The organism is Phyllobacterium sp. CCNWLW109 (assembly GCF_037203905.1).
GTDB lineage: Bacteria > Pseudomonadota > Alphaproteobacteria > Rhizobiales > Rhizobiaceae > Phyllobacterium > Phyllobacterium ifriqiyense.
Genome location: NZ_JBBCBK010000007.1, coordinates 1 through 22,370, shown reverse-complemented (window position 1 = coordinate 22,370; position 22,370 = coordinate 1). Strand labels below are relative to the sequence as shown.

22 protein-coding genes are annotated in these 22,370 nt (G+C 55.0%); 17 read left to right on the top strand and 5 right to left on the bottom strand.

Annotated features, from left to right (window positions below):
- Positions 1–5 precede the first annotated feature (5 nt).
- The 4 genes from V9K92_RS22330 to V9K92_RS22315 all read left to right on the top strand — a co-directional run bounded on the left by V9K92_RS22330 (position 6) and on the right by V9K92_RS22315 (position 3,137).
- Positions 6–374: a RidA family protein gene (locus V9K92_RS22330; protein ID WP_307275947.1), complete on the top strand. Its 369-nt coding sequence runs from the start codon at positions 6–8 to the stop codon at positions 372–374.
- Between the two features lie 168 nt (positions 375–542).
- A complete protein-coding gene (locus V9K92_RS22325; protein WP_337355007.1) occupies positions 543–2,015 on the top strand; it encodes a M81 family metallopeptidase in 1,473 nt (490 codons plus the stop codon).
- Positions 2,016–2,271: 256 nt separating this feature from the next.
- Positions 2,272–2,865 carry a TetR family transcriptional regulator C-terminal domain-containing protein gene (locus V9K92_RS22320; protein WP_115053665.1) on the top strand — a complete coding sequence of 198 codons (594 nt, stop codon included), beginning with the start codon at positions 2,272–2,274 and terminating at the stop codon, positions 2,863–2,865.
- Positions 2,866–2,876: 11 nt separating this feature from the next.
- Positions 2,877–3,137 carry a DUF1127 domain-containing protein gene (locus V9K92_RS22315; protein WP_307275343.1) on the top strand — a complete coding sequence of 87 codons (261 nt, stop codon included), beginning with the start codon at positions 2,877–2,879 and terminating at the stop codon, positions 3,135–3,137.
- 125 nt (positions 3,138–3,262) lie between these two features.
- Here the strand turns inward: V9K92_RS22315 and V9K92_RS22310 are convergent, their stop codons facing one another.
- The 3 genes from V9K92_RS22310 to V9K92_RS22300 all read right to left on the bottom strand — a co-directional run bounded on the left by V9K92_RS22310 (position 3,263) and on the right by V9K92_RS22300 (position 5,867).
- The gene (locus V9K92_RS22310) at positions 3,263–4,198 is read right to left on the bottom strand and encodes a carbohydrate kinase family protein (protein ID WP_337355006.1); all 936 of its coding nucleotides are present in this window, start codon (positions 4,196–4,198) and stop codon (positions 3,263–3,265) included.
- Positions 4,199–4,215: 17 nt separating this feature from the next.
- A complete protein-coding gene (locus V9K92_RS22305) occupies positions 4,216–4,653 on the bottom strand; it encodes an RbsD/FucU family protein (protein WP_337355005.1) in 438 nt (145 codons plus the stop codon).
- 65 nt (positions 4,654–4,718) lie between these two features.
- Positions 4,719–5,867: an ROK family protein gene (locus V9K92_RS22300; RefSeq protein ID WP_336442021.1), complete on the bottom strand. Its 1,149-nt coding sequence runs from the start codon at positions 5,865–5,867 to the stop codon at positions 4,719–4,721.
- A gap of 322 nt (positions 5,868–6,189) precedes the next feature.
- Between V9K92_RS22300 and V9K92_RS22295 the strand changes: the two genes are divergently transcribed.
- The 6 genes from V9K92_RS22295 (at position 6,190) to V9K92_RS22270 (ending at position 11,847) form a co-directional block, all read left to right on the top strand.
- Complete coding sequence (locus V9K92_RS22295) at positions 6,190–7,206, top strand: sugar ABC transporter substrate-binding protein (protein ID WP_115053843.1); 1,017 nt, start codon at positions 6,190–6,192, stop codon at positions 7,204–7,206.
- Between the two features lie 188 nt (positions 7,207–7,394).
- Positions 7,395–8,480: an ABC transporter permease subunit gene (locus V9K92_RS22290; protein WP_115053670.1), complete on the top strand. Its 1,086-nt coding sequence runs from the start codon at positions 7,395–7,397 to the stop codon at positions 8,478–8,480.
- Entirely contained in the window at positions 8,480–9,271 is a 792-nt protein-coding gene (locus V9K92_RS22285; RefSeq protein WP_115053844.1) for an ATP-binding cassette domain-containing protein, read from the top strand. The genes V9K92_RS22290 and V9K92_RS22285 overlap by 1 nt, the downstream gene beginning before the upstream one ends.
- An 85-nt stretch (positions 9,272–9,356) precedes the next feature.
- Positions 9,357–10,046, top strand: coding sequence for a D-lyxose/D-mannose family sugar isomerase (locus tag V9K92_RS22280; RefSeq protein WP_115053671.1), 690 nt, complete (start codon positions 9,357–9,359; stop codon positions 10,044–10,046).
- Positions 10,034–10,693, top strand: coding sequence for a nucleoside/nucleotide kinase family protein (locus tag V9K92_RS22275; RefSeq protein ID WP_115053672.1), 660 nt, complete (start codon positions 10,034–10,036; stop codon positions 10,691–10,693). Before V9K92_RS22280 ends, V9K92_RS22275 begins: the two co-directional genes overlap by 13 nt.
- A gap of 92 nt (positions 10,694–10,785) precedes the next feature.
- Positions 10,786–11,847, top strand: coding sequence for a tetratricopeptide repeat protein (locus V9K92_RS22270; RefSeq protein WP_337355004.1), 1,062 nt, complete (start codon positions 10,786–10,788; stop codon positions 11,845–11,847).
- A gap of 111 nt (positions 11,848–11,958) precedes the next feature.
- On the opposite strand, the gene V9K92_RS22265 is transcribed toward V9K92_RS22270, so the two are convergent.
- Complete coding sequence (locus V9K92_RS22265) at positions 11,959–15,582, bottom strand: autotransporter domain-containing protein (RefSeq protein WP_337355003.1); 3,624 nt, start codon at positions 15,580–15,582, stop codon at positions 11,959–11,961.
- Positions 15,583–15,772: 190 nt separating this feature from the next.
- Positions 15,773–16,594 (bottom strand): IclR family transcriptional regulator, encoded by an 822-nt coding sequence (locus tag V9K92_RS22260; RefSeq protein ID WP_337355002.1) that lies wholly within the window; start codon positions 16,592–16,594, stop codon positions 15,773–15,775.
- Positions 16,595–16,841: 247 nt separating this feature from the next.
- Here V9K92_RS22260 and V9K92_RS22255 point away from each other — a divergent pair, with 247 nt between their 5' ends.
- The 7 genes from V9K92_RS22255 (at position 16,842) to V9K92_RS22225 (ending at position 22,212) form a co-directional block, all read left to right on the top strand.
- Complete coding sequence (locus tag V9K92_RS22255; protein WP_336441938.1) at positions 16,842–17,609, top strand: SDR family NAD(P)-dependent oxidoreductase; 768 nt, start codon at positions 16,842–16,844, stop codon at positions 17,607–17,609.
- The gene (locus V9K92_RS22250) at positions 17,606–18,535 is read left to right on the top strand and encodes a 2-dehydro-3-deoxygalactonokinase (RefSeq protein WP_337355001.1); all 930 of its coding nucleotides are present in this window, start codon (positions 17,606–17,608) and stop codon (positions 18,533–18,535) included. Before V9K92_RS22255 ends, V9K92_RS22250 begins: the two co-directional genes overlap by 4 nt.
- Positions 18,532–19,173, top strand: a complete 642-nt coding sequence (locus V9K92_RS22245; RefSeq protein ID WP_337355000.1) for a 2-dehydro-3-deoxy-6-phosphogalactonate aldolase — start codon at positions 18,532–18,534, stop codon at positions 19,171–19,173. The genes V9K92_RS22250 and V9K92_RS22245 overlap by 4 nt, the downstream gene beginning before the upstream one ends.
- Before the next feature lie 2 nt (positions 19,174–19,175).
- Positions 19,176–20,051 (top strand): SMP-30/gluconolactonase/LRE family protein, encoded by an 876-nt coding sequence (locus tag V9K92_RS22240; protein WP_337354999.1) that lies wholly within the window; start codon positions 19,176–19,178, stop codon positions 20,049–20,051.
- 122 nt (positions 20,052–20,173) lie between these two features.
- Entirely contained in the window at positions 20,174–20,677 is a 504-nt protein-coding gene (locus tag V9K92_RS22235) for a DUF892 family protein (protein WP_115053680.1), read from the top strand.
- A gap of 99 nt (positions 20,678–20,776) precedes the next feature.
- The gene (locus V9K92_RS22230) at positions 20,777–20,923 is read left to right on the top strand and encodes a hypothetical protein (protein ID WP_307275307.1); all 147 of its coding nucleotides are present in this window, start codon (positions 20,777–20,779) and stop codon (positions 20,921–20,923) included.
- A 152-nt stretch (positions 20,924–21,075) separates the two neighbouring features.
- On the top strand, positions 21,076–22,212 hold the full coding sequence (locus tag V9K92_RS22225) for an anhydro-N-acetylmuramic acid kinase (RefSeq protein WP_337355027.1): 1,137 nt from the start codon (positions 21,076–21,078) through the stop codon (positions 22,210–22,212).
- The last annotated feature ends 158 nt before the right edge of the window (positions 22,213–22,370 follow it).

The following is a 22,370-nucleotide window of genomic DNA, read 5'->3' as shown; positions in this document are numbered from 1 at the left end:
AACAGATCATGACAAAACAGCATTTCGGCCAGTCGCATGTGCCATTGTCGCCAGCGGTTCGGGCAGGGGATTTCATCTATATTTCCGGTCAGGTGCCGGTCGGCGCGGATGGAACAGTCATTATCGGCGGTATCGAAGCCCAGACCAAGCAGGTAATGGAAAACATCAAAGCCGCGCTCGCCCTTGCGGGGGCAGAGCTTTCCGATGTGGTCAAGACATTCGTCATTTTAGAAGATGCGCGCGAATTTGCTGCCTTCAACAAGACCTATGCCACCTATTTTCCGCAGAACCCGCCCGCGCGCACAACCATTGAATCGCGGCTGATGATCGATATCAAAATCGAGATTGAAGCGGTGGCCTATAAGCCTGCATGAATATTGTGCGCCCTTCGACAAGCTTAGCATGAGGGAGGTGAGTTGATTGCAGGGTGCTTGATCGTCAAGCGTTGAAGATGAGCTTTGCAACCCGCTACCTCCCTCATGGTGAGCCCCGTCGAACCACGCACAACTCAACTGCCATAACCACCCAACCGAAAGCATAAAATGCGTATATTCACCGCATCCTTCGCTACCGAGACCAACACCTCCTCGCCAGTGCCGACAGATCGCGCCAGCTTTGAGATGGCATTTTACGCCGGTCCCGGCCAGCACCCGGATACGCCGACATTGTGCTCGGCGCCGATGGTGGTCCTGCGCCGCCGCGCGCAGGAAGAAGGTTTCGAGCTTATCGAAGGGACAGCAACATGGGCCGAGCCCGGCGGCCTGTTGCAGCGCAAGACCTATGAAGATCTGCGCGACGAGATTCTCGACCAGCTCAAGGCAGCAATGCCGGTCGATGGCGTTATTCTGGGTCTGCATGGTGCCATGGTCGCGCAGGGTTATGATGATTGCGAAGGCGATCTTCTGGAGCGCATCCGCGCCATTGTCAGCCCGGATATTCTTATTGCTTCGGAACTCGATCCCCATAGCCATCTGACGAAAAAGCGCGTCGCCAATGCGGATATATTGGCGGCATTTCTCGAATTTCCCCATACGGATTTTTACGAGCGCGGCGAACATGTGGTTGACCTGGCCCTGCGGACACTCCGTGGCGAGATCAAGCCGGTCATTTCAACCTTCGATTGCCGCATGATTGGCGTCTATCCCACAAGCCGCGAGCCGATGCGGTCCTATGTGGATCGCATGAAAGCGCTGCACGGCAAGGATGGCATTCTGTCGGTTTCGCTGATCCATGGTTTCATGGCGGGCGACGTGCCGGAGCTGGGCACACAGCTCATGGTTGTGACGGATAATGAAAAGGCCAGGGGCGATGCTTTGGCGGAAAAGCTGGGCATGGAGCTTTTCGCCCTACGTGGCACCACGGCCATGCCAATGCTGGACACGGAAGCGGGGCTTGATGCGACCATGGCGATTGTCGCGCAACGCCCGGGCAAGCCTGTGGTTGTCGCCGATGTCTGGGATAATCCGGGCGGCGGTGTAGCGGGCGATGGCACGCTGATCCTCAATCGCATTATCGAGCGCGGTATTGGCAATGTGGCTGTTGCGACGATCTGGGACCCTATCGCCGTCACCTTTTGCCTCGCCGCAGGCGAGGGCGCGCTGATACAGCTGCGCTTTGGCGGCAAGGCCGGTCCTGATGGCGGCGCGCCTATTGATGCGCGTGTCGAGGTGGTAAGGGCCGTGGAGGAAGGCTGGCAAAGCTTTGGTAAGAGCCGGGTTACGCTTGGGCCCGCAGCGCTGATCCGCCTTGAAGGCACGGATATCGACGTCATCCTCAACACGAACCGCACCCAGACTTTTGAGCCTGACATCTTTTCCAATATTGGCATTGATCCCTTGTCGAAAGATATTCTGCTGGTCAAATCAACCAATCATTTCCACGCGGGGTTCGAGCCGGTGGCGTCGGAGATCATCTATATCGATGCGGGCGCGCCTTATCCCTCAAATCCGAAAAAGACAGACTACCGCAAGCTCTCGCGTGAAATCTGGCCAAGAGTGGAAAATCCTTTCGGTTAGTATTTCGGTCATCACAAGGCACATGCTTGCGTGGCTTTTAGATTGTGCGTGGTTCGCCCTTCGGCTCGCTCAGGAGGGCTCACCATGAGGAAGAGAGCTGAGTGCAGGGAGCCAGCTCTTGCAACGCTGGAGACTGTCATTGCAACCCACGCACTATACTATTTGCAGCAGGCCCTACCGGAGCGTTAGACCGAGCTAGTCAAAGGGCAAAAAAACGCCTCTTGCAAATACTAGACGACTGGTCTATTATAACCTTATGAGCAAGATCGACACACGAGCAGTTTTGATTGATGAGGGCCTGAAGGCGCTTCTTTCCCACGGCTATGATGGCGCGGGAATCGGCCCGATCCTCAAGTCGGCGGGCGTGCCCAAGGGTTCGTTCTATCACTTCTTCGAAAGCAAGGAAGAGTTTGCTTCGGCGGTGCTTGCAAACTATTGCACCAACAACCAGAAGGTGCGCACGCGTCTTCTGCTGGAAAATAGGTCGAAAGCACCGCTCCAACGTCTGCGTGATTATTTCGATTATTACGAGACAGTCTATAGCAGCGGCGATCCAACCTGCGGTTGTCTTCTTGGCAATCTTGCCCAGTCCATTGCGGCCCATAGCGAAGTGCTCCAGCGCGAGCTGAATCGCTCATTCACCGCCTGGCAGGAGGATTTTAAAACGGTGTTGCGTGAGGCGCGTGATGCCGGAGAATTGCCGGAACATCTTGATCCGGATGAGACGGCCGCCTTTCTGATTGATGCCTATGAGGGCGCGCTGATCAGAATGAAGGCGGAAGGAAGTATCAAACCATTACAGCGGTTCCGCGCGATGACGCTCGACGGCCTGCTGACCCGCACATCATAGGAGTATTTATTATGGCTTATATAGAGACGACTGGTCTACTAGAAATTGACCGCAACTATCGCACTGGCCGCAGCTATTCGTTGCGAAACTCCAATAAGGCCGGTTTGCTTGAGCGGTTTGTCGAAAGAGTCCGCACAAGTTTTGCCTCCGGCGGTGTGGTCAGCGCGGAAGATGCGCCTCTGGCCCGCCTCAGCGATCGCATGCTCGATGATATTGGCCTGACAAGAGCGGAGGCCTTGGAGCTGGATCGGCGGGCGAGAGAATTGAAGTGATTTTCGGCATGCATTAGAGTGATGCGTGGTTCACCCTTCGACAAGCCCGTCGAACCACGCACTATATTAATGCGAATAGTTAACCTTGCACATAAGCCAACGGGGGAGCGCCAAGGGATGGCAACCTAGCCCAGCTCACTCCGCCAGGGCGGGTTTGCGCCTGCGCGGGAAACGGTTACGGCTGCTGCCTTGGCACCAAGTGTCAGGGCAGCGCTGATCTGATCCTGTGTCAGGGCAGGCAGGGCCGTTTTCGTCAAAAGCCCGGCTTCCTGCAATGAAGCCAGTACACCGGCGGTAAATGTATCGCCAGCGCCCACCGTATCGACAACCTCAACACGCTGCGCATCGACATGCACGGTCTGATCCTGTGTGTAGCCGGTAACGCCATCAGCGCCATGGGTAACGAGAATGAGTTTCGGTCCCTGTTGATCTGCCGCAACGATCCAGCGTTTTGCGATTTCGTCCATCGTTCCGGCTTCACCGAACCATCGCATATCCTCATCGGAAATCTTGACAATATCGGTCATGGCGATCATGCGGCGCATGCGGGCGAGATGCTTTTCCTTGTCAGGAATGAAACCGGGTCGGATGTTCGGGTCGAGCACGATGACGCGTTTTTCATGCTCGCGCGCCATCAGCGCTTCATAGGTCGCGCCGCAAGGTTCCGGAATGAGACTGATCGCCCCAAATTGCACTGTGGTGACATTATCGTCCAGCACCGGCAAATGGTCTGTTGTCAGGGACCGCCCCGCGCTGTTTTCATCATAGAAAATATAGCTGGCCTGGCCGTCAACAAGCCGCACGAAAGCCAATGTAGTCGGCTGCGGCGAAATATGCGCATAGCGTGTGCCAACATGGTTTTGTGCCAGGCTGTCCCGCAACATCTGGCCGAAGAAATCCGAAGAAATTCCCGAAAAGAATTCGGTTGGCACCCCAAGCCGTCCGAGGGCAATCGCCGTATTGAAAACAGCGCCGCCGACATAAGGAGCAAAAGCAGCTTCTCCGGCGCCGGTCTGGCGCGGCAGCATGTCGATCAGGGCTTCACCACAACATAAAATCATAGAATATCTCTCTGGATTCAGGACTTATCTGGATAAATCACACCCTTGCGGATGATGATATTGGCATAAAGTCGAGGTTCACTTGTCGCAACAATCGTGTACGCCTTTTTGATGCGCGCATAGAGTGCCTCGCCATTGAGCGCAACCAATTCAAACCCCGGCGCGCGTCTGGAGCAGACAGCCTGCATTTCGTGGTGAACGGGGTCGGCGCGGTCCGGATCGCCCATTACGGAAGCGCGGAACAATGCCTGTGGTACGAAGTCATCGACAGGCAGCACTTGCAAGATTGCATCGAGAAGCGGAATCAGCGGCAGGCCATCGGCGCGGATCAGCCGCCGAGCATCTTCCTGCGCCGGATAATTGCCGTCGACGAGTGCAATCTCGTCGCCATGTCCCATGGCGCGCAGTGTCGCCAGCAGTTCCGGCCCCAGCATTGGGGAAATTCCAATCAACATGGGACATCACCAGAGAGAATAGCAATCGGCATCCCATTTTTCTTAAAGCCATAATTTTGCATGCACTAAATTTCTTTCCTGAAAATCTTCTGGCCCAGAAGGAAACGGTCAGCCAGTGGCAGGCTGGCGGCTCCCAGTGAACGGGCATGGATCCCAACAGTTCCTGCAAGAATTGAGGGAAGCGATAGTCCCTCCAGCCGGAACGTATTTATATGTTTTTGAACGGCCTCCACGACACGGGCGCGAACATCTTCAGGCATCCAGCCATCGATAATTGCGGCTTCAAAATCCACAACCGAGGCCGATGCGACGACGGCCTGCGCAATCGCTTTGCCGGCTGTGTCGATCCACTCGTCGAGTTCAGGGCCCATCTGTCCCCAATCGTCAGGCGAAGCCCAGAGCGGCGAGGGGTCACGGCCAAGCGTGGTGACGACGCGCTCAAGACCGGTGATTGAAGCCATATCGATGAGCTGGCGGGCCGTGCCGTCATTCCCGAATACCGGCATTGAGCCAAGCGCGCCGGCATTGCCGCTGCGCCCGGGATAAAGACTGCCATTGATGACGATACCGCCGCCGATAAACGAACCGATATAGAAATAGACGAAATCATTGATATCTTTGGTTTGGCCAAAGACAAGCTCTGCGCCGCAGGCGGCGGTCATGTCATTTTGCAAATAGGCGGGGAAGGAGCAGAGTTCCTGGATTCGGGCACGGATATCGCAGTCGCGCCACTGGTCCAGCACCTCCTGCGGCGCGCCGACGGCATCGGCCCATTTCCACAGCTCAAACGGCGCGGCAATACCGATCCCGGCGACCCTTTCGCGCTGTTTGGGTGTCAGTTCGGCCAGCATGTCCCGCATGCCTTCTGCAGCAATGCGAAAGATCGGCGTCGGTGCCAGATAATCATAGGGCGTATGGCGCATGGAGCGGATGCGTCCGAGAAAATCGATCAGCACAAGGTCGGCGCTGCGCCGCCCGATCTTGAAGCCAAAGAAGAATGCGCCTTCAGGATTAAGCGCCATGGGGATCATGGGTTGACCGATCCGCCCGCGCAAAGGCTCTTCGCGGATCAGCAGTTCATCGGCTTCCAGCATGCGCATGATGATTGAGCTTGTCTGGGCGGAGAGCCCGCTCATCCGCGCAATCGCCGTCTTGGCAAGGCTGCCATGCTGGCGAAGCAGCGACAGCACCACACGCTCATTGTGATCGCGCATGCCGCTCTGGTTCGTACCGTGATGATGCGACGGCCGCGCGGCGGCACTTCGCTCCGATACTCGAATAGCCAACGAAATTCCTCCCGATTTCCCTGGGACAATGGAACGGGGACCGGCTTCTGTCAATATTAAATCACAGTGATTTATTAATGTTGACAGGTTGGGACGAGTGGTATTTGCTTATAGGGCACTTGGCCGGGAGGATAACTGTCCGAGATGTTTAGAAAATTGAACAGGGACCTGTCGAACACGGTCTCAATGCGGACGAGTATGCGCTTGCCGCGTCCATAGGAGGAAGTCACACATGGCTAAGAATCTATATTTGAAATCCACGGTATTTGGAGCGGCTGTCGTTGCTCTGGCCGCTTTGGCCGCGCCTGCACAGGCTGCGGATGTCAGCGCATGCCTGATCACCAAGACAGACACCAATCCGTTTTTCGTCAAGATGAAGGAAGGTGCGCAGGCCAAAGCCAAGGAACTCGGCGTTGAGCTGAAGGCCTATGCGGGCAAGATCGACGGCGACAGCGAAAGCCAGGTCGCGGCAATCGAGACCTGCATCGCCGATGGTGCCAAGGGTATTTTGATCACAGCATCCGACACAGCCGGTATTGTTTCCTCGGTCAAGCAGGCACGTGATGCCGGTCTTCTGGTTATCGCGCTCGATACGCCGCTTGATCCTGTCGATGCTGCCGATGCGACCTTCGCAACGGATAATCTTCTGGCCGGTGAACTGGTCGGCAAGTGGGCTGCCGGTACTTTGGGTGACAAGGCGAAGGATGCCAAGATTGCTTTCCTCAACCTCACCCCATCGCAGCCATCGGTTGACGTTCTGCGCGATCAGGGTTTCATGAAGGGCTTTGGCATTGATGTTGCCGATATCAACAAGATCGGCGACGAAACTGACCCGCGCATTGTTGGCCACGACATCACCAATGGCAATGAAGAAGGCGGCCGCAAGGCAATGGAAAGCCTTCTGCAGAAAGACCCAAGCATCAATGTCGTGCACACGATCAACGAGCCTGCAGCTGCCGGTGCCTATGAGGCTCTGAAAGCGGTTGGCAAGGAAAAGGACGTTCTGCTCGTTTCCATCGATGGTGGTTGCCCGGGCGTCAAGAATGTTGAAGCCGGTGTTATCGGCGCGACATCGCAGCAATACCCGCTTGCCATGGCAGCGCTCGGCATTGAGGCCATCAAGAAGTTTGCCGATACCGGCGAAAAGCCAAAGCCAACGGAAGGCAAGACCTTCTTCGATACCGGCGTCGCGCTGGTCACTGACAAGCCGGTCAAGGGTGTTGAGTCGATCAGCGTCAAGGACGGCCTGGCCAAGTGCTGGGGCTGATCTGAGCGGTCTTACCCTCCCCCTTGTGGGGAGGGACGGAGCGTAGCGACGGGCAGGGGTTCTTCTCACTTTGTAAAGACCCCTCCCTGCTGCTTCGCAGCTTCCCTCCCACAAGGAGGAGGGTTAGCATCGCGCCCAGCCTTTTGTTTTCAACAGAATTCATTACCCTGTTCTAGGGAGGTCACATTATGACAGAAACAGAGCGAACGCCTCATAAGGGGCAGGAGTTCGAAAGCGTGCTGACGCAAAGCGCGACGACCGTCGCCAGCTTTGACAGCGATGACAAGAGCGCGCTGGAAAAGATACGGCATTTCCTGCATTCAAGTCCGGCAGCCGTCCCCCTTATTGTTCTGGTCCTGTCGCTGGTCATTTTCGCCGCGCTGGTCGGATCGCGTTTCTTCACGCCATTCGCGTTGACGCTGATCCTGCAGCAGGTGGCCATTGTCGGCATCGTCGGAGCGGCGCAGACCCTCGTCGTTCTTACCGCCGGTATCGACCTTTCCGTCGGCGCCATCATGGTTCTGTCTTCGGTGGTCATGGGGCAGTTTACCTTCCGCTACGGCCTGCCTGTCGAGGTGGCTGTCGCTTGCGGGCTGGCGCTCGGTGCCTTTTGCGGCTTCATCAACGGCATGCTGATTGCCTATGTGAAACTTCCGCCATTCATCGTCACCCTTGGCACGTGGCAGATATTTCTTGCCACGACCTATATCTATTCCAATAATGAGACGATCCGCGCCCAGGAGATCGAGCAGAACGCTCCCTTGCTGCAATTCTTCGGCGACAAGATCAATCTGGGTGGCGGGGCCATGTTCACCTATGGCGTGTTCGCCATGATCCTGCTGATCATGCTGCTTTGGTATGTGCTCAACTATACTGCCTGGGGCCGTCATCTTTATGCGATCGGCGACGATCCGGAGGCGGCGCAGCTTTCGGGCGTGCGCACCAAGCGCGTGCTTGTCTCGGTCTATGTTCTTGCGGGCCTCATTTGCGGGCTGGCCGGTTGGGCCCAGATTGGCCGTAATGGCTCGGTTTCGCCGCAGATTGGCCAGTTCGCCAATATTGAATCCATAACGGCTGTGGTTATCGGCGGCATGTCGCTGTTCGGTGGGCGCGGCTCCATTCTCGGCATGCTCTTCGGTGCGCTCATCGTCGGCGTTTTCTCTTTCGGCATGCGCATGTATGGCACGGATGTGCAGTGGACCTATCTCATGATTGGCGTGCTGATTATCGCAGCTGTGGCAATCGACCAGTGGATCAGAAAGGCGGCAAGCTGATGAGCACGACACAAACCTCCGCGACCCCGCTGCTCACAGCACGCGGTCTGGTCAAGCGCTATGGCCGTGTCACGGCGCTGGATCATGCCGATTTCGACCTTTACCCCGGCGAAGTTCTGGCGGTTATCGGCGATAATGGTGCCGGAAAATCCTCGCTGATCAAGGCGATTTCCGGTGCCGTGCATCCCGATGAGGGCGAGATCAAACTGGATGGCAAGGTCATCAATTTTCGCTCGCCCATGGAAGCGCGCGATGCGGGTATTGAGACCGTCTATCAGAACCTCGCTCTGTCTCCCGCGCTTTCCATTGCCGACAATATGTTCCTCGGCCGTGAGTTGCGCAAACCCGGCATTGCGGGAAGCCTGTTCCGCATGCTCGACCGCAAGGCGATGGAAAAGATGGCGCGTGACAAGCTCACGGAGCTTGGCCTCATGACCATCCAGAACATCAGCCAGACGGTGGAAACCCTGTCGGGTGGCCAACGTCAGGGCGTTGCCGTGGCGCGTGCGGCGGCTTTCGGCTCCAAAGTCATCATCATGGATGAGCCGACAGCTGCACTCGGCGTCAAGGAATCGCGCCGCGTTCTAGAGCTTATTCAGGATGTAAAAAAACGTGGGCTGCCAATCGTGCTGATCTCGCATAATATGCCACATGTTTTCGAAGTGGCAGACCGTATTCACATCCACCGCCTGGGAAAACGCTTAACAGTGATCAACCCCAAGGAATATACGATGTCGGACGCCGTCGCCTTTATGACCGGAGCGAAAACGCCGCCAGCACAGGTAAACTGAACGAGTATTACAAGTATATCTCCCCCGCTAAGGGGGAGATATACAGCTGCCAATCGACCCACTATACCCATAGGAATTTTTGAGAATGAAGCGTTCTGAAATCAATGCGATCATCCGCGAGAGCGACAAGTTCATTCGCTCGTTCGGCTATGTCATGCCGCCGTTCGCCTATTGGTCGCCGGAAGAATTGAAGGCTCGCACATCAAGCGATGCCAAGGCAATTCTCGATGCGCGTCTTGGTTGGGATATCACCGATTACGGTCAGGGCAAGTTCGATGAACTTGGTCTGTTTCTCTTCACCACCCGGAACGGCAATCAGGAAGATCTGAAAAAGGGTGGCGGCATGCTTTATGCCGAAAAGATCATGATCAGCCGCGAGAAGCAGCTGTCACCCATGCATCGCCACATCGTCAAGGCGGAAGATATCATCAATCGCGGCGGCGGCACGCTGGTGCTGGAACTTTTCAACTCCAATGAAGATGGCAGCGTAGACGAAAAGACCGATGTGGAAGTTGCCACTGATGGCCGTATCGTGCGCCAGAAGGCAGGCGGCCTTTTGAAGCTGCAACCGGGTGAGAGCGTGACGCTGTTGCCGGGCAATTGGCACGCTTTCTGGGGCGAGGGCGGCGATGTGCTGATCGGTGAAGTTTCGACGGTCAATGACGATCTGACCGACAATATTTTCCGTGAGCCGATCGGCCGTTTCTCCAATATTGAAGAGGATGAAGCGCCGCTGCATTTGCTCGTTTCCGATTACGACAAATGGCTGGCCTGACCCTTTTGGACGACAGGCAGGAAGCCGTAACCAGTGAAGATCTGGTCTCGGCTATTCTCGCCCGTGCCGCCGATACGAAACGGCTTGTCGTGGCGATTGCCGGCCCGCCGGGTGCCGGCAAATCCACGGTTTCAGCGACGCTTTGCGCCGCCATCAATGCGCGCGATCCGGATGCGGCGGTGGTCGTGCCGATGGATGGGTTTCATCTTGATAATGCCATTCTCGATGCGCGGGACATGCGCAAGCGCAAGGGGTCTCCACCCACATTTGATTGTGCTGGCTTTGAGGTCATGCTGAGGCGGCTTCGCGAGGGCGGCGAGGATATCGTTATCCCGCTTTTCGACCGCAAGCTTGATCTAGCGCGGGCGGGAGCAGATATCGTAAAGGCGGATCAGCGGATTTTGCTTGTTGAAGGCAATTATCTCCTGCTCGATCAGGCACCCTGGAACCGTCTGGAGCCGCTGTTCGACATGACGGTATTCTTGCAGGTGGACCGGCTCGAGCTTGAAAACCGGTTGGTGCAGCGCTGGCTCGGTTTCGGCTATAATGTCGGCTCGGCACAGGCGAGGGCATTGTCCAATGATATGCCCAATGCCGATCTCGTGCTTGAGCACTCACGGCCTGCGGATTTCATCTTGAAGAATTAGAGCTTGGTGGCTCCCGATTGAAAGAAAATTTCAGAATCGGGCCACTTGCATTCCGGCATGCCGCGCCATAGTCCTCAAAGGATCAATGAGGCGTGGGTGCGATTGTGAATTTCAGAGCTATTTTCCTGGCGGCCAGCCTTGTGCTGTCCGTTCCGTCCTTGGCTTGGTCAGATGCGGCCCAGATCGCCTTTGACAATGAAGATTATGTCACTGCATTGAAGCTTTGGGAGCCGCTCGCCGATAAGGGTGAAGCTGCAGCACAATATGGCGTCGCCAGCATTTTTCTCAACGGCTATACCGGCGTGGAAGATTATGCAAAGGCCCGCGATCTGCTCAACAAATCGGCGGATCAAAATTATGCGCTCGCGCAAAATGCCATAGGAGATGTTTATCGCTTGGGGCTTGGCACGGAGGAAAATCCGGCGGAAGCCGTGCTCTGGTATCGCAAGGCGGCAGAGCAGGGATTGGCGCGGGCCGAACGCAATCTCGGCTTTCTCTATTCCAACGGCATTGGCGTTGAAGAAGATGATGCGCAGGCACTCATCTGGCTGACCAAAGGTGCCGATCAGGGCGATGCACTGGCCCAATATTACCTCGCCAATGTCTATGCCAATGGCTATGGCGTTGAGGTGAACAAGGCTGCTGCTGCTGCCCTCTACCGGAAATCTGCGGATCAGGGCAATGCGGATGCGCAGAACTATCTGGGATATGCCTATGAGAGTGGCGAAGGCGTCGAGCAGAGCGATAAGGAGGCCGTTGTCTGGTATATGAAGGCAGCGGAGCAGGGTTCATACCGCTCGCAGATGAGCCTTGGAAACATGTATCTTGAAGGGCGGGGCGGCTTGCCCAAGGACCCGAAAAAGGCTGTTGAATTTTATCAGCTTTCAGCCGATCAGGGCTACTCGGTCGCGCTTGACAATCTTGGTCTGCAATATGCGGCGGGCGTTGGCGTGGACAAAGACTACAAAAAGGCCATGGAGCTGTTTCAGCTGGCTGCGGAACAAGGTTATGCCGCCTCGCAATATAATATCGGCGTCTTTTATAATGTGGGACGCGGCGTTAAGAAGGATATGAAGAAGGCTCTCCATTGGTGGAAGCTTGCCGCCGATCAGGGCAATGAACTTGCCAAGGAAGCGCTCGAAGCCAACCAGTAAAGAACACTTGCGGCAGGCTCGTTCGGAAGCGTTCTTTGTTTAATCCAGCTATCAATTTCAAATGCGAAACCCTCCCCCATGCGGGGAGGGTTTTTAGTTTGTTGTGCAGTCTCAGAACTTGACTGTCAGGTCGGCTTTCACGGCATTGTCGCGTGTGTCGCCGGAGAACTGGCCGGTATAGGCGAGGCCGAGCGTTGTACGTTTGCCGATGCCGACATCAAACCCGGCTTCGACAGCAAAGGCATTCTTGGCAATGGGCAGGCCCTCGATGGAGAAGGGCGCGCCGCCGGCAAAGGCCAGCTCACGTTCAGGCGTTACATCACCGAAGGCGTGGTTCCAGCCAACCATGCCGCGTGCCGTCAGCACGGTTGTTTCGCTAAGCGCAAAATTGCGCGAAAGGCGAAGCCCGAGCGTTGTCGTGGTAACATCGCTGGAGCCGGACAGACCGGTTAATGCGCCATCGCCGCCATCTTCCTGGAAACTATCGGTTTTCAGATGCGTGTAGCGCGCAGCAGCAAAGGGTTCGAGCGCCGCATATTGCGTCTCGACCTTGTAGCCGAGTTCACCGAAGACCTGAACGGTTTGGGCATCATAGGATGCATTCTGGCCGTTGGTAACACCGCCAAGTACCACATCGCGATCCGTGTCGATCTCGTGATGACCTAGATTGACACCCAGGCGAAGCCCGAGCGCATCCCACTGCGTACCGGCATAGACACCGACCTGATAGCTGTCCACATCGGCCTTGGCCCCACCGCTATGCAACGAGGTATTGCCATAGCTTGCCAAGAGGCCGAAGCGCCATGTTTCGGCAATCACGCCATCAAGGCCGGTAACAAAGCCGCCCGTATCGCGGCTGTAGCCGGAGGCATTGCCGTCGCTGTCGGCATGCGCCCATGCGCCATAGGCCTGACCCCAAAGGGTAGGGGAGAGATCGGCCGGAGCAATTGCGGCAAAGGCTTCGCTGCCCGTTGCTTTTTCGCCCGGACCATAGGCGAGAGGGGTGATCGTTGCCTGCGGGGTGACGGCCACGCCGTCAAAGGCCGCACGAAGACGTTCTGTTGCCGCCTGACTGATAAAGTGCCCATCCTCGATCAGTACACCGTCCAGCGTCGCATGGATTTCGCCGGTCAGCGATTGGTAGGTGCCTGCAACGGCGTCAAAAACCGTGCTGGTTTCGATTGTGTCGTAAAGGGAGCTTCCAGCGCCGCCAGTTTCAATGGATTTTGCAACCGCTCTTTGATTGCGCGTCTTGGCGAAATCGTCAAAGCCCAATGCGTTGCGTTTGAAGCTTGCCGCAATGCCGGTCGGAGCATAGGCGAGAACGCCATCATAGAACACATAGGCCGACTGAACACTTGCAAACTGGCCGTTTATGCCGCCCGTCGATGTCAGGAAATTATAGCTGTTACTATTGAGGGCGGAGCGCACCTCCTGTGCGCTGGGTTTTGTCGTGGCTCCGGTCTCCGGCGTCAGGAGAACAACGCCGCCAAGCAGGGTCGTCGTGCCATTGACGACGAGCTTGTCAGCCTCACTGCCGTTGACTTCAATATGCAGGGTTGAACCCGTGTTGAAGGTCGCATCGCCATTTGAGGTCAAGGTGCCTACCGAATTGCCGGGAGCGACCGTACCGCCATTATTGGCTATGATACCGCCAACTGCGCCAATGCCGCCGAGCGTACCTCTATCGTTGATGACAGCCTTGGAAGTGATGGACCCATCAATTGCAAGCAAGCCGCCATTGATGAGCGTATCACCCCTATAGGTACTGTCGCCTGTCAGCCGCAGCGTGCCCATGCCGGTTTTTGTCAATCCGCCAATATAATTGTTCGGGTCATTCAGTTTCTCGGTCAGTGTCGGAACGAGTGCTTCATAGGCAGTAAATTCTTTCAGCGCTCCGGCAATACGGTCATCGGTGATCGTGCCGCGAATTGTTTCGGCACTGGCTTCAGGCGTAGCCGAGAAATCGACAAATTGTGGCGCCCTCGGAATGCTTGTGTTTGGAGCTGTTGCCACGAATGCATTCCATAGGGCAGTTGCTGCAGGGTCCGCCAGCATCTTGGCATCCGCCGCCTCGAATGCTGCATTGGCAGCTTCGAGCTGCTCATCAGTCAAAGGCGGGTTTTGAGGAAGATTGATAATGTCGAGTTTCGCGTATCGGTCCCTGACAAGTTCGATGGCCGCAGGGAAGTTGGAATCCGGAAATTGCGTTACGACCTGCTGCCGGATTTTTTCCTTGCTGGCTTCGGTTATGCCATTCTGCCAGCCTTCTGTGATTTTCTTGGCTTCCCAATCGGCGATTGTTTGCTGGTCTTCAACGAACCGCTGGTCCAGCGCGTCCTGTGAGATATCATTGCTCCAGACTTCTTCATTGGTGCCGCGATAGGAGGCGGGCAGATTTGCCTCGACACGGCTCAGGAACTGGCCGGGGCCCTTTATTGCCTTGTCGAGATTGATCAGACCCCAGCCGAACACATTATCAACCCCGGCTTCGCCAAGATCGGTGGATGTCGTCTTGAGAATTTCGTTGACATCGCCATTGGAGAGATAGGGGAAGCGTTGCTTCAGCACCATGAAGGCACCGGTCGCGGCCGGGCCTGCCATGGAAGTACCGCTCAGTTCTTCATAGCCAGACGTGAATCTGCTGTCGTCCATTACATCGCCGGGATTAAGGCCGGTAATGTCGCCAACCGGCACACCACTATTGATGTTTGTGCCAGGAGCGGCGACGCAATGATATTTGGAATAGCCGCAAATGCTGGAAAAGCCACTTCGTGAATAGCCATCCGGGTTTGTCTCGTCAGCAACGACACTCATTGTCGTCAGCCAATTTTTCTCCAGTTCAGGACGAAAAGTTGCAAGCCCTGCAAGGGCGTCTGGTTCCAGTCCACCATCATTGCCGGCTGAGAATTCGACGACGATGCCGCTTTCCGCAGCCTTGATCGCGCCGTTATAGGCACCACCTTCGGGGGTGCCGAGAATGGCCTTGATCTCCTGATATTGCCCATAGGCTTCCGCATAGGTCCAGGATGAGCTTGAAAGACCAATGCCCCAGCTGTCGGTGATGATCGAGACGCCGCTATTGATCATGGCATCCCATGCCGCAGCATAAACTGCGCCATCATTGCCAAGTACAACGCCATCTTCTGGACCTGCGTCATAATTGCTGGCGGCAAAGATACTGGTATCGAAGGCCACGCCCATCATGGCTTTGCCATCGCGATTGGCGCCAGCGATACCGGCGACGTGCGTACCATGGCTGGAAATGCCACCATAGCCGTCAATATACTGCCTGCCATCGGCAACGAAGTGGTCACCGGCTTTCACGGGAATATAGGGATCGGTATAAAGCCTTGTGCCTTCGGTTTTGACAAAGTTCATTTTGCCGTTACCGGCAAATTCCGAGTGAGCGGCATAGACCGGCTGATCGATGACGCCAAGCTTGGTGCCCTTACCGGTGAAGCCCATTGCATAGGCTGCATCGGCATTGAACGCTTTCAGGACATCATTGCCGTTGAACTCGGCATCATCGCGCCAGCTCTTCTTTGCGGCTTCGAAATCATCGGTTCGCGTGCCGTCAGCATTGTAATATCTGGGCTGTTGCTGGGCGATTGCACCTGCCGTTGCCGCGGTGAGCAAGATGGTGGTGAAGACTGTTGTAGTAAGATGTTTGCGGAATGTTTTTAGACGGGTTTTACGGGCGGAAACAGCTGCGTCAGAAGCATAAAAAGACATATAATATTCCTCCGATTCTCGGATCACCTAATCCGAAAGTACTAGGAGGTTGAAATTTATCGGCATCTTACGTCAAGTGGGAAAAAGGCCAATTGTGTTAACTTTGTGGTAACTTTTTGATTTCAATGACAGAAATTTGACAAAGCCGCGTGTGCAGCTTTTAAAAAATTAATTCAATTTTTTCAGTATATTAGCTGCGCGGAGACAATTGGATTGCCATGCTCTGCATGATGGCCGACGCGGTATCGCGGGTTATTTCCGTCCAGGAGGCCAGCATTTCCGGCGTTACCCGGTAGGCAGGACCTGTCACGGAAACGCTGGCAGTGAACAGCGCATCGGTGCGGGAAAAAATCGGTGCTGCAACGCAGGTAATCCCCAGTTCATGCTCTTCCCGGTCATAGGCATTTCCGGTGCTTCGTATGGTGCTGATCTCGGATAGGAGGGCTGCGGCATCGGCCAAAGTGTTGGGGGTGTATGGCCGGAATTCGATGCGCTCGACCCGCTCGCGCAATTCATCGTCTGGAAGGGCCGAAAGCGCAGCTTTGCCGACCCCGGTGCAAAAGGCGGGCGCGGTGTTGCCGATCTGTGAAACCATGCGGATATTCTGGCGGCTCTCGATTTTGTCCAGATAGATCACTTCTATATCGCGCAGCACGCCAAGATGCACTGTCTCGCCTGTCGCCTCATGCAACTTCTGGATGTGAGGGGCGGCGACATTGCGAAATTCATTGCCAGCCCACGCTTTGGATGCAAATTGCAACAACCGCAATCCTAGCGTGTAACAATTATCCCTGTTAACCGCGATAAGCCCCTCGTCGATGAGATTGGAAATTTGCCGGTGGAGGGTGCCGCGCGGTTGGTCGGAAAGTTTCAGCACATCCGTGAAACGCAGCGCCTCGGAAGAGTTGGCTATGATGTCAAGAACGCTGATGGCTTTGCCGAGCGTGCCGGTATCTTGACTGCCACCGGATCTTTTTACCCTATCGGTCGCCACTCTTTGCGGTTTGCTCATGTTTTTCCTGTTCCTGGAGTGTCTGGGGCGATTTGCTCCCGCTTTTGCTGCAACTTGAGCAATATTTGCCGAAGAATCCCCGATTTTTGCTGAAAATTTACAATCGCCAATAGAAATTTGGTTGTGCGAAGTTGAACCATTGACCAGACTCATTTTCCTTGACTTCTTGCAGCATAGGATGACAATTCAGCATAGTCAAACATAGTTCCATATAATGGAATTAACTCAGCCTTATGAGAATCCTACCATGATGCCTTCCGCTATTTTTCCCGACCTGAAAGATCGATCTGTGCTTATCACCGGCGGGGGTTCCGGCATCGGCGCTTCATTGACTGAAGGCTTTGTGCGTCAGGGTTCGCGCGTTGCCTTCATCGACATTGCCGACGAGCCTTCCAATGCGCTGGTGGAACAGATGGAAAGCCAATACGGAAACCGCCCGCTTTATATCAAGGCTGATCTTTCAGACGTGGCGGCTCTGCGGGCTGCTGTTGCGCAAGCCATTGAAAATATTGGCCTAATCACCGTGCTTGTCAACAATGCTGCTTGGGATGACCGGCACGATATTGATGAAGTGACGCCGGAATATTGGGATAAGAACCAGTCTATTAACCTGCGTCCCCAGTTCTTCGCAGCGCAGGCCGTTGTACCATGCATGCGTCAGGCGGGTGGTGGTTCGATCATCAATTTCACCTCGACTTCGTTCATGATCAACCATGGCGAAATGCCTTCCTATACGGCCGCGAAAGCCGGAATCATCGGTCTTACCAAGGGGTTAGCGGGACGATTGGGGCCGGAGAAAATCCGGGTGAATGCCATTGCCCCTGGCTGGGTCATTACGGAACGCCAGCGCGAATTGTGGGTATCGGGAGATCGCCTGAAACACCACATTGAACGGCAGGTTTTGCGGGAAGAAATTCAGCCCGGTGATATGGTCGGGCCTTGTCTTTTCCTCGCTTCCGATGCAGCGCGCATGCTGAGTGCCCAGACCCTGATCGTTGATGGAGGCTATCTGTGAGCCAAGTCCCGATCTATGCGCTAAGTGATTGGGGAACAACGCGTTTCAGGCTCTGGCTCGTCGATGGCGCGGGCAATGTTCTTGGCGAAAAACGTGCCGATGACGGGCTTGATGTATCGCGCGTTAAGGGGTTTGCCTCTGTGCTTGAGGGGCATCTTGCAAGCCTTTCAGCACCCTCAGATCTGCCGGTCGTCATATGCGGCATGGCAGGCTCGCGTCAGGGCTGGGTCGAGGCGAATTATGTGCCGGTTCCTGCCGATTTGAATGCCATTCTTGTTGGTGCCGTCAAACTGCCAGACATGGCGCGCGACGTTCGCATTATTCCTGGTCTTTGCCAGTTGGACGATACGCCAAATGTCATGCGCGGCGAGGAAACCCAGTTGCTTGGAGCTATTCTGGATAGAAATTTATCCAGTGGAATCATAGCGATGCCCGGAACGCATTCAAAATGGGTAGAGTTGGAACAGGGCAGGGCCAAGTCATTCGGCACCTATATGACCGGCGAGGTTTATGCGCTAGTCAGTCAGCAATCGATCCTGCGCCATTCCATTCAGGATGCAGCGGAATCCGCTTCGGCGGATCATCCGGAATTTATTGCCGCGCTGAAATCCATGCTAGCCGGAAACTCTCTCCTGGGTCAGCTCTTTGGCATACGCGCCGCCATGCTTCTAAATGATTTGAAACCGGAGGCAGCTGCTTCTCGGCTTTCGGGCCTGCTTATCGGTGCAGAAATAGCCGGGCAAAAAGCGATAACAAACAATAGGATAGTCTTGGTCGCGTCGGGTGCAATGGCCACTCTTTATGGCAAGGCGTTCGACGTCGCCGGACTGGATTTTGATCTGGTGGATGCAGATGAAGCCGTGCGTAAAGGATTGTTCGTTGCTGCCTCCGGTATTTGGCCAAACGTTAAAGGAAACTTCAAATGACCCTTTCTTCCGCTCCATGGCCCAAGCTTGAACGCGACCTGATCGCGATCTTGCGGGGCGTCCGGCCAGATGAGGTTTTGGCAATTGGGGAGGTGCTTGTTGCTGCGGGAATCGATGTCATCGAAGTGCCGCTCAATTCCCCTGATCCGTTCCAATCCATTGAACTGCTTGCAAAAAAACTGCCTTCGCACGTTCTTGTTGGCGCTGGGACAGTGCTCGATGCAAATGACGTTCAACGGCTTGGGGATGCCGGAGGGCGTCTTGTCATTTCGCCAAATATCGATCCTTCCGTGCTGGCAGCCGCTGCTAAAGCAGAGATGGTGTCCATGCCGGGCGTTTTCACGCCGACTGAAGCGCTTGCTGCTTTGAAAGCCGGTGCATCCGGCTTGAAGTTCTTTCCGGCAAGCGTGCTCGGTCCCGACGGCATAAAGGCGATCAGCGCAATTCTACCCAAGGGAACCATTATCGGTGCTGTTGGTGGTGTCGATGAAAACGGCTTCGCGTCCTATGCGAAGGTTGGCGTTAGAACCTTCGGGCTAGGTTCCAGTCTTTACAAGATTGGCGCGACAGTGGGAGAGGTGGGTGACCGCGCAAGAGCAACAATTGCTGCATATGATCGGGTTTTTGGGGAAGTTTGACGATGAAACAGCCAAAAATCAGCGTTTTTCACGATGTTCCATGTCAACTGGGCGAGGGGCCGGGTTACGATCCACTAACGAAGAATGCCTGGTGGTTCGATATCGTCACGGGCCGTCTGTTCGAAAAACCCTTGGCTGGCGGCGACGTCGCAATCCATCAACTCGGGCAAATGGCGAGTGCGCTGGCGGTGGTCGACGCGCAGCATCAGTTGATTTCCACGGAGACCGGGCTTGTGCTTCGTGACCGCCATACGGGCGTGCTGAAAATGCACCAGCCAATCGAGGCGGATAATCCGATTACGCGCTCAAACGATGCGCGCGTGCATCCAGCCGGTGCTTTCTGGATTGGCACAATGGGCAAGAAAGCAGAGCAGGGGGCGGGCTCGATCTATTGGTATCGAAAAGGCGAATTGCGTAAAATATTCAACGACATAACAATTCCAAACTCGATCTGCTTCTCGCCCGATGGCAGTATTTCATACTTTGCAGATACAGATAAAAATATAATCTGGCGAGTCGATACCGATCCTGAAACCGGGCTTCCCATTGGCGAGCCGACAGAGTTTTATCGACACCAGGAAAAGGGCGGTGTTGACGGTTCTGTAGTCGATGGCGATGGAAATCTGTGGAATGCCTGTTGGGGCCGTTCAGCCGTGGATGTCTATTCGCCATCCGGTAAGCGCATACATTCCATCACGATGCCCGTAAAGCAGCCTTCCTGTCCCGCATTTGTCAGCGAGGATACGGCGAGCATAATCGTTACAACGGCCTATCATGATATGAGCGAGGCTTATCACAAGACTGATCCTGATGCGGGCAAGACGTACCTTGTTGAGCTGGCTGGTAAAGGCCGCTTTGATCGACCTGTGCAATTGTAATTGCAACTCAGGAACCATTGCCGGGCATCATCGTTTCTTCCCTGTAACCAAATATCAACGACTACGAACGCAAGCCGCCTGGCTGCGAATGGTGGTCTGTGTCTGTAATCAGGAGAATGAACATGGGATTTTTTTCCAAGGATATCAAAACGATGGACGACCTGTTCGTCCATACGCTTCGGGATATTTACTATGCGGAAAACCAGATCGTAAAAGCTTTGCCCGAGATGATCGACAAGGCTACTGATCAAACTCTCAAGGATGGATTTGAAAAACATCTGCAGGAAACACATCTGCAGATTGAGCGTCTGGAGCAGGTTTTTGCCCAGCATGGTGTTGAAGTCAGTGGTGTGAATTGCCCAGCCATTGATGGCATTCTGGAAGAGGCCGACGACATTGCAGGCGAGGTAGATGATGATCGCGTCCTTGATGCGGCGTTGATCGCTGCCGCTCAGGCTGTCGAGCATTATGAAATTACACGCTATGGCACGCTCGTCGCATGGGCCAAGCAGCTTGGTCGCCATGATTGCGCCGCCCTGCTTCAGCAAAATCTCGATGAAGAGCTAAAGACTGATAAGGCTCTGACCGGCATGGCAGAAAATCGCATCAACGCTGCTGCAGCGTAAGTTTTGGCATCCCGTACGGCCAGTCTTTCAAGCCACCACTTGAAACGGCTGGCCGCACCATTTTTTGTTGGTCAGAACCATAAGATTTGAGGATTAACAATGGCCAAGAGGATTGAAGCGCCAAGGATAAAGCAGGGCGAACAGGGTTACCCAATTCTGGTAGTGCTGGTCGTGTTGTTCGGGCTAGCAGCGCTTATCTGGCTAGGCGTTGAGGTCTACAGTCAATATATTGCCAGTGGCGGATAGCTGGAGCCGTTCGCAAATAGCTCCTCTCTTGCCCAGATTACAATAGGAAACGGCGCTTGCGGATCATGCCGCCAACGGGTTAACAAGGCTGCGAAATACCGCAATCGCTCGGGAGCGCAGTCCGCCGTATGAACCATCCTAAAACCTCCGATATGAAGTCAAGCTGGGCAGTCGGTCTCATGACCGGCACTGTGCTGGATGGTTTCATCGATATTGCAATGATACGCAGTGATGGCGAAACCATTGACGAGTTCGGCCCCTGGGAATTGGCACCTTATCCCACCGATATTCGCTCGCTTTTGGCGGAAACTTTGGACATTGCCCGTGAATGGCAATTCAAGGGTCCTGAGCCGGAAATCTTTCGCAAAGCGGAAATCGCGTTGACGGAAGCGCAATCGCTTGCCGTCAATCTATTCCTTGAAAAGCATGGCTTCCAGTCTTCCGATATTGCAGCTGTCGGCTTTCACGGTCAGACGGTTCTCCATGTGGCGCCTCAAGGCGGAAATCGCGGATTCACACGACAATTGGGCGATGGCGCAATCATGTCGCGGATTGTTGGAACGGATGTTGTGTTCGATTTCCGTTCTGCGGATGTAGAGGCAGGCGGGCAAGGAGCGCCGCTTTCGGCGATTTATCACAAGGCCATGTTGCAAAAGATTGGAGCTGGCGCCGATCATGCCATGCTCAATCTGGGCGGTGTCGCCAACATCACCTGGTGCAATTCAAGCGACATGATCGCCTTTGATACCGGTCCGGCCAATGCTCCGGTCAATGACTGGATACGGGCGAAAACGGGCAAGGAAATGGACCGTGACGGCAAGATTGCCGCAAGTGGAAACGTTGATGAGGAGCGCCTGCGCGTGCTTCTCAGCCATCCATTCCTCCATGCACCATATCCGAAATCGCTTGATCGGTTTGATTTCCCGGCATCTATGGCTGACGGTCTTGGTCTTGAAGATGGTGCAGCGACCCTGACAGCTTTTACTGCTGGCGCGGTGGGAAAAGCGTTGGACCTTCTGCCGGAACGACCCAAGAAGATTGTCGTATGTGGCGGTGGGCGCAAGAACCCGGTCATGATGAAGGAAATTTCAAAGCGAGCTAATGTGGAGGTGATCATCGCTGACGATGTGGGCCTGCGCGGCGATGCGGTAGAAGCGGAATGCTTCGCTTATCTGGCAATGCGTTCGCTTAAGGGACTGCCACTCAGTTTCCCGCACACAACAGGCGTTGCAAAACCACAGACCGGCGGCAGAATTGCACGCCGCGGCGATTTAGAGGTCTCAAGCTAAAACAGAGAAATTCGAATTGCTTCAGATCGCGCATTGCTGGATCCGGCTTGGTTCCATAAGATAGATTACGCGATAACTATGTGTAGCCGCAAAGTTAAAGTGTCCTGTTTCTGCAAAGTAGAAACGTCATTGTGCCACCTTCTCGTTGATTGCAACGA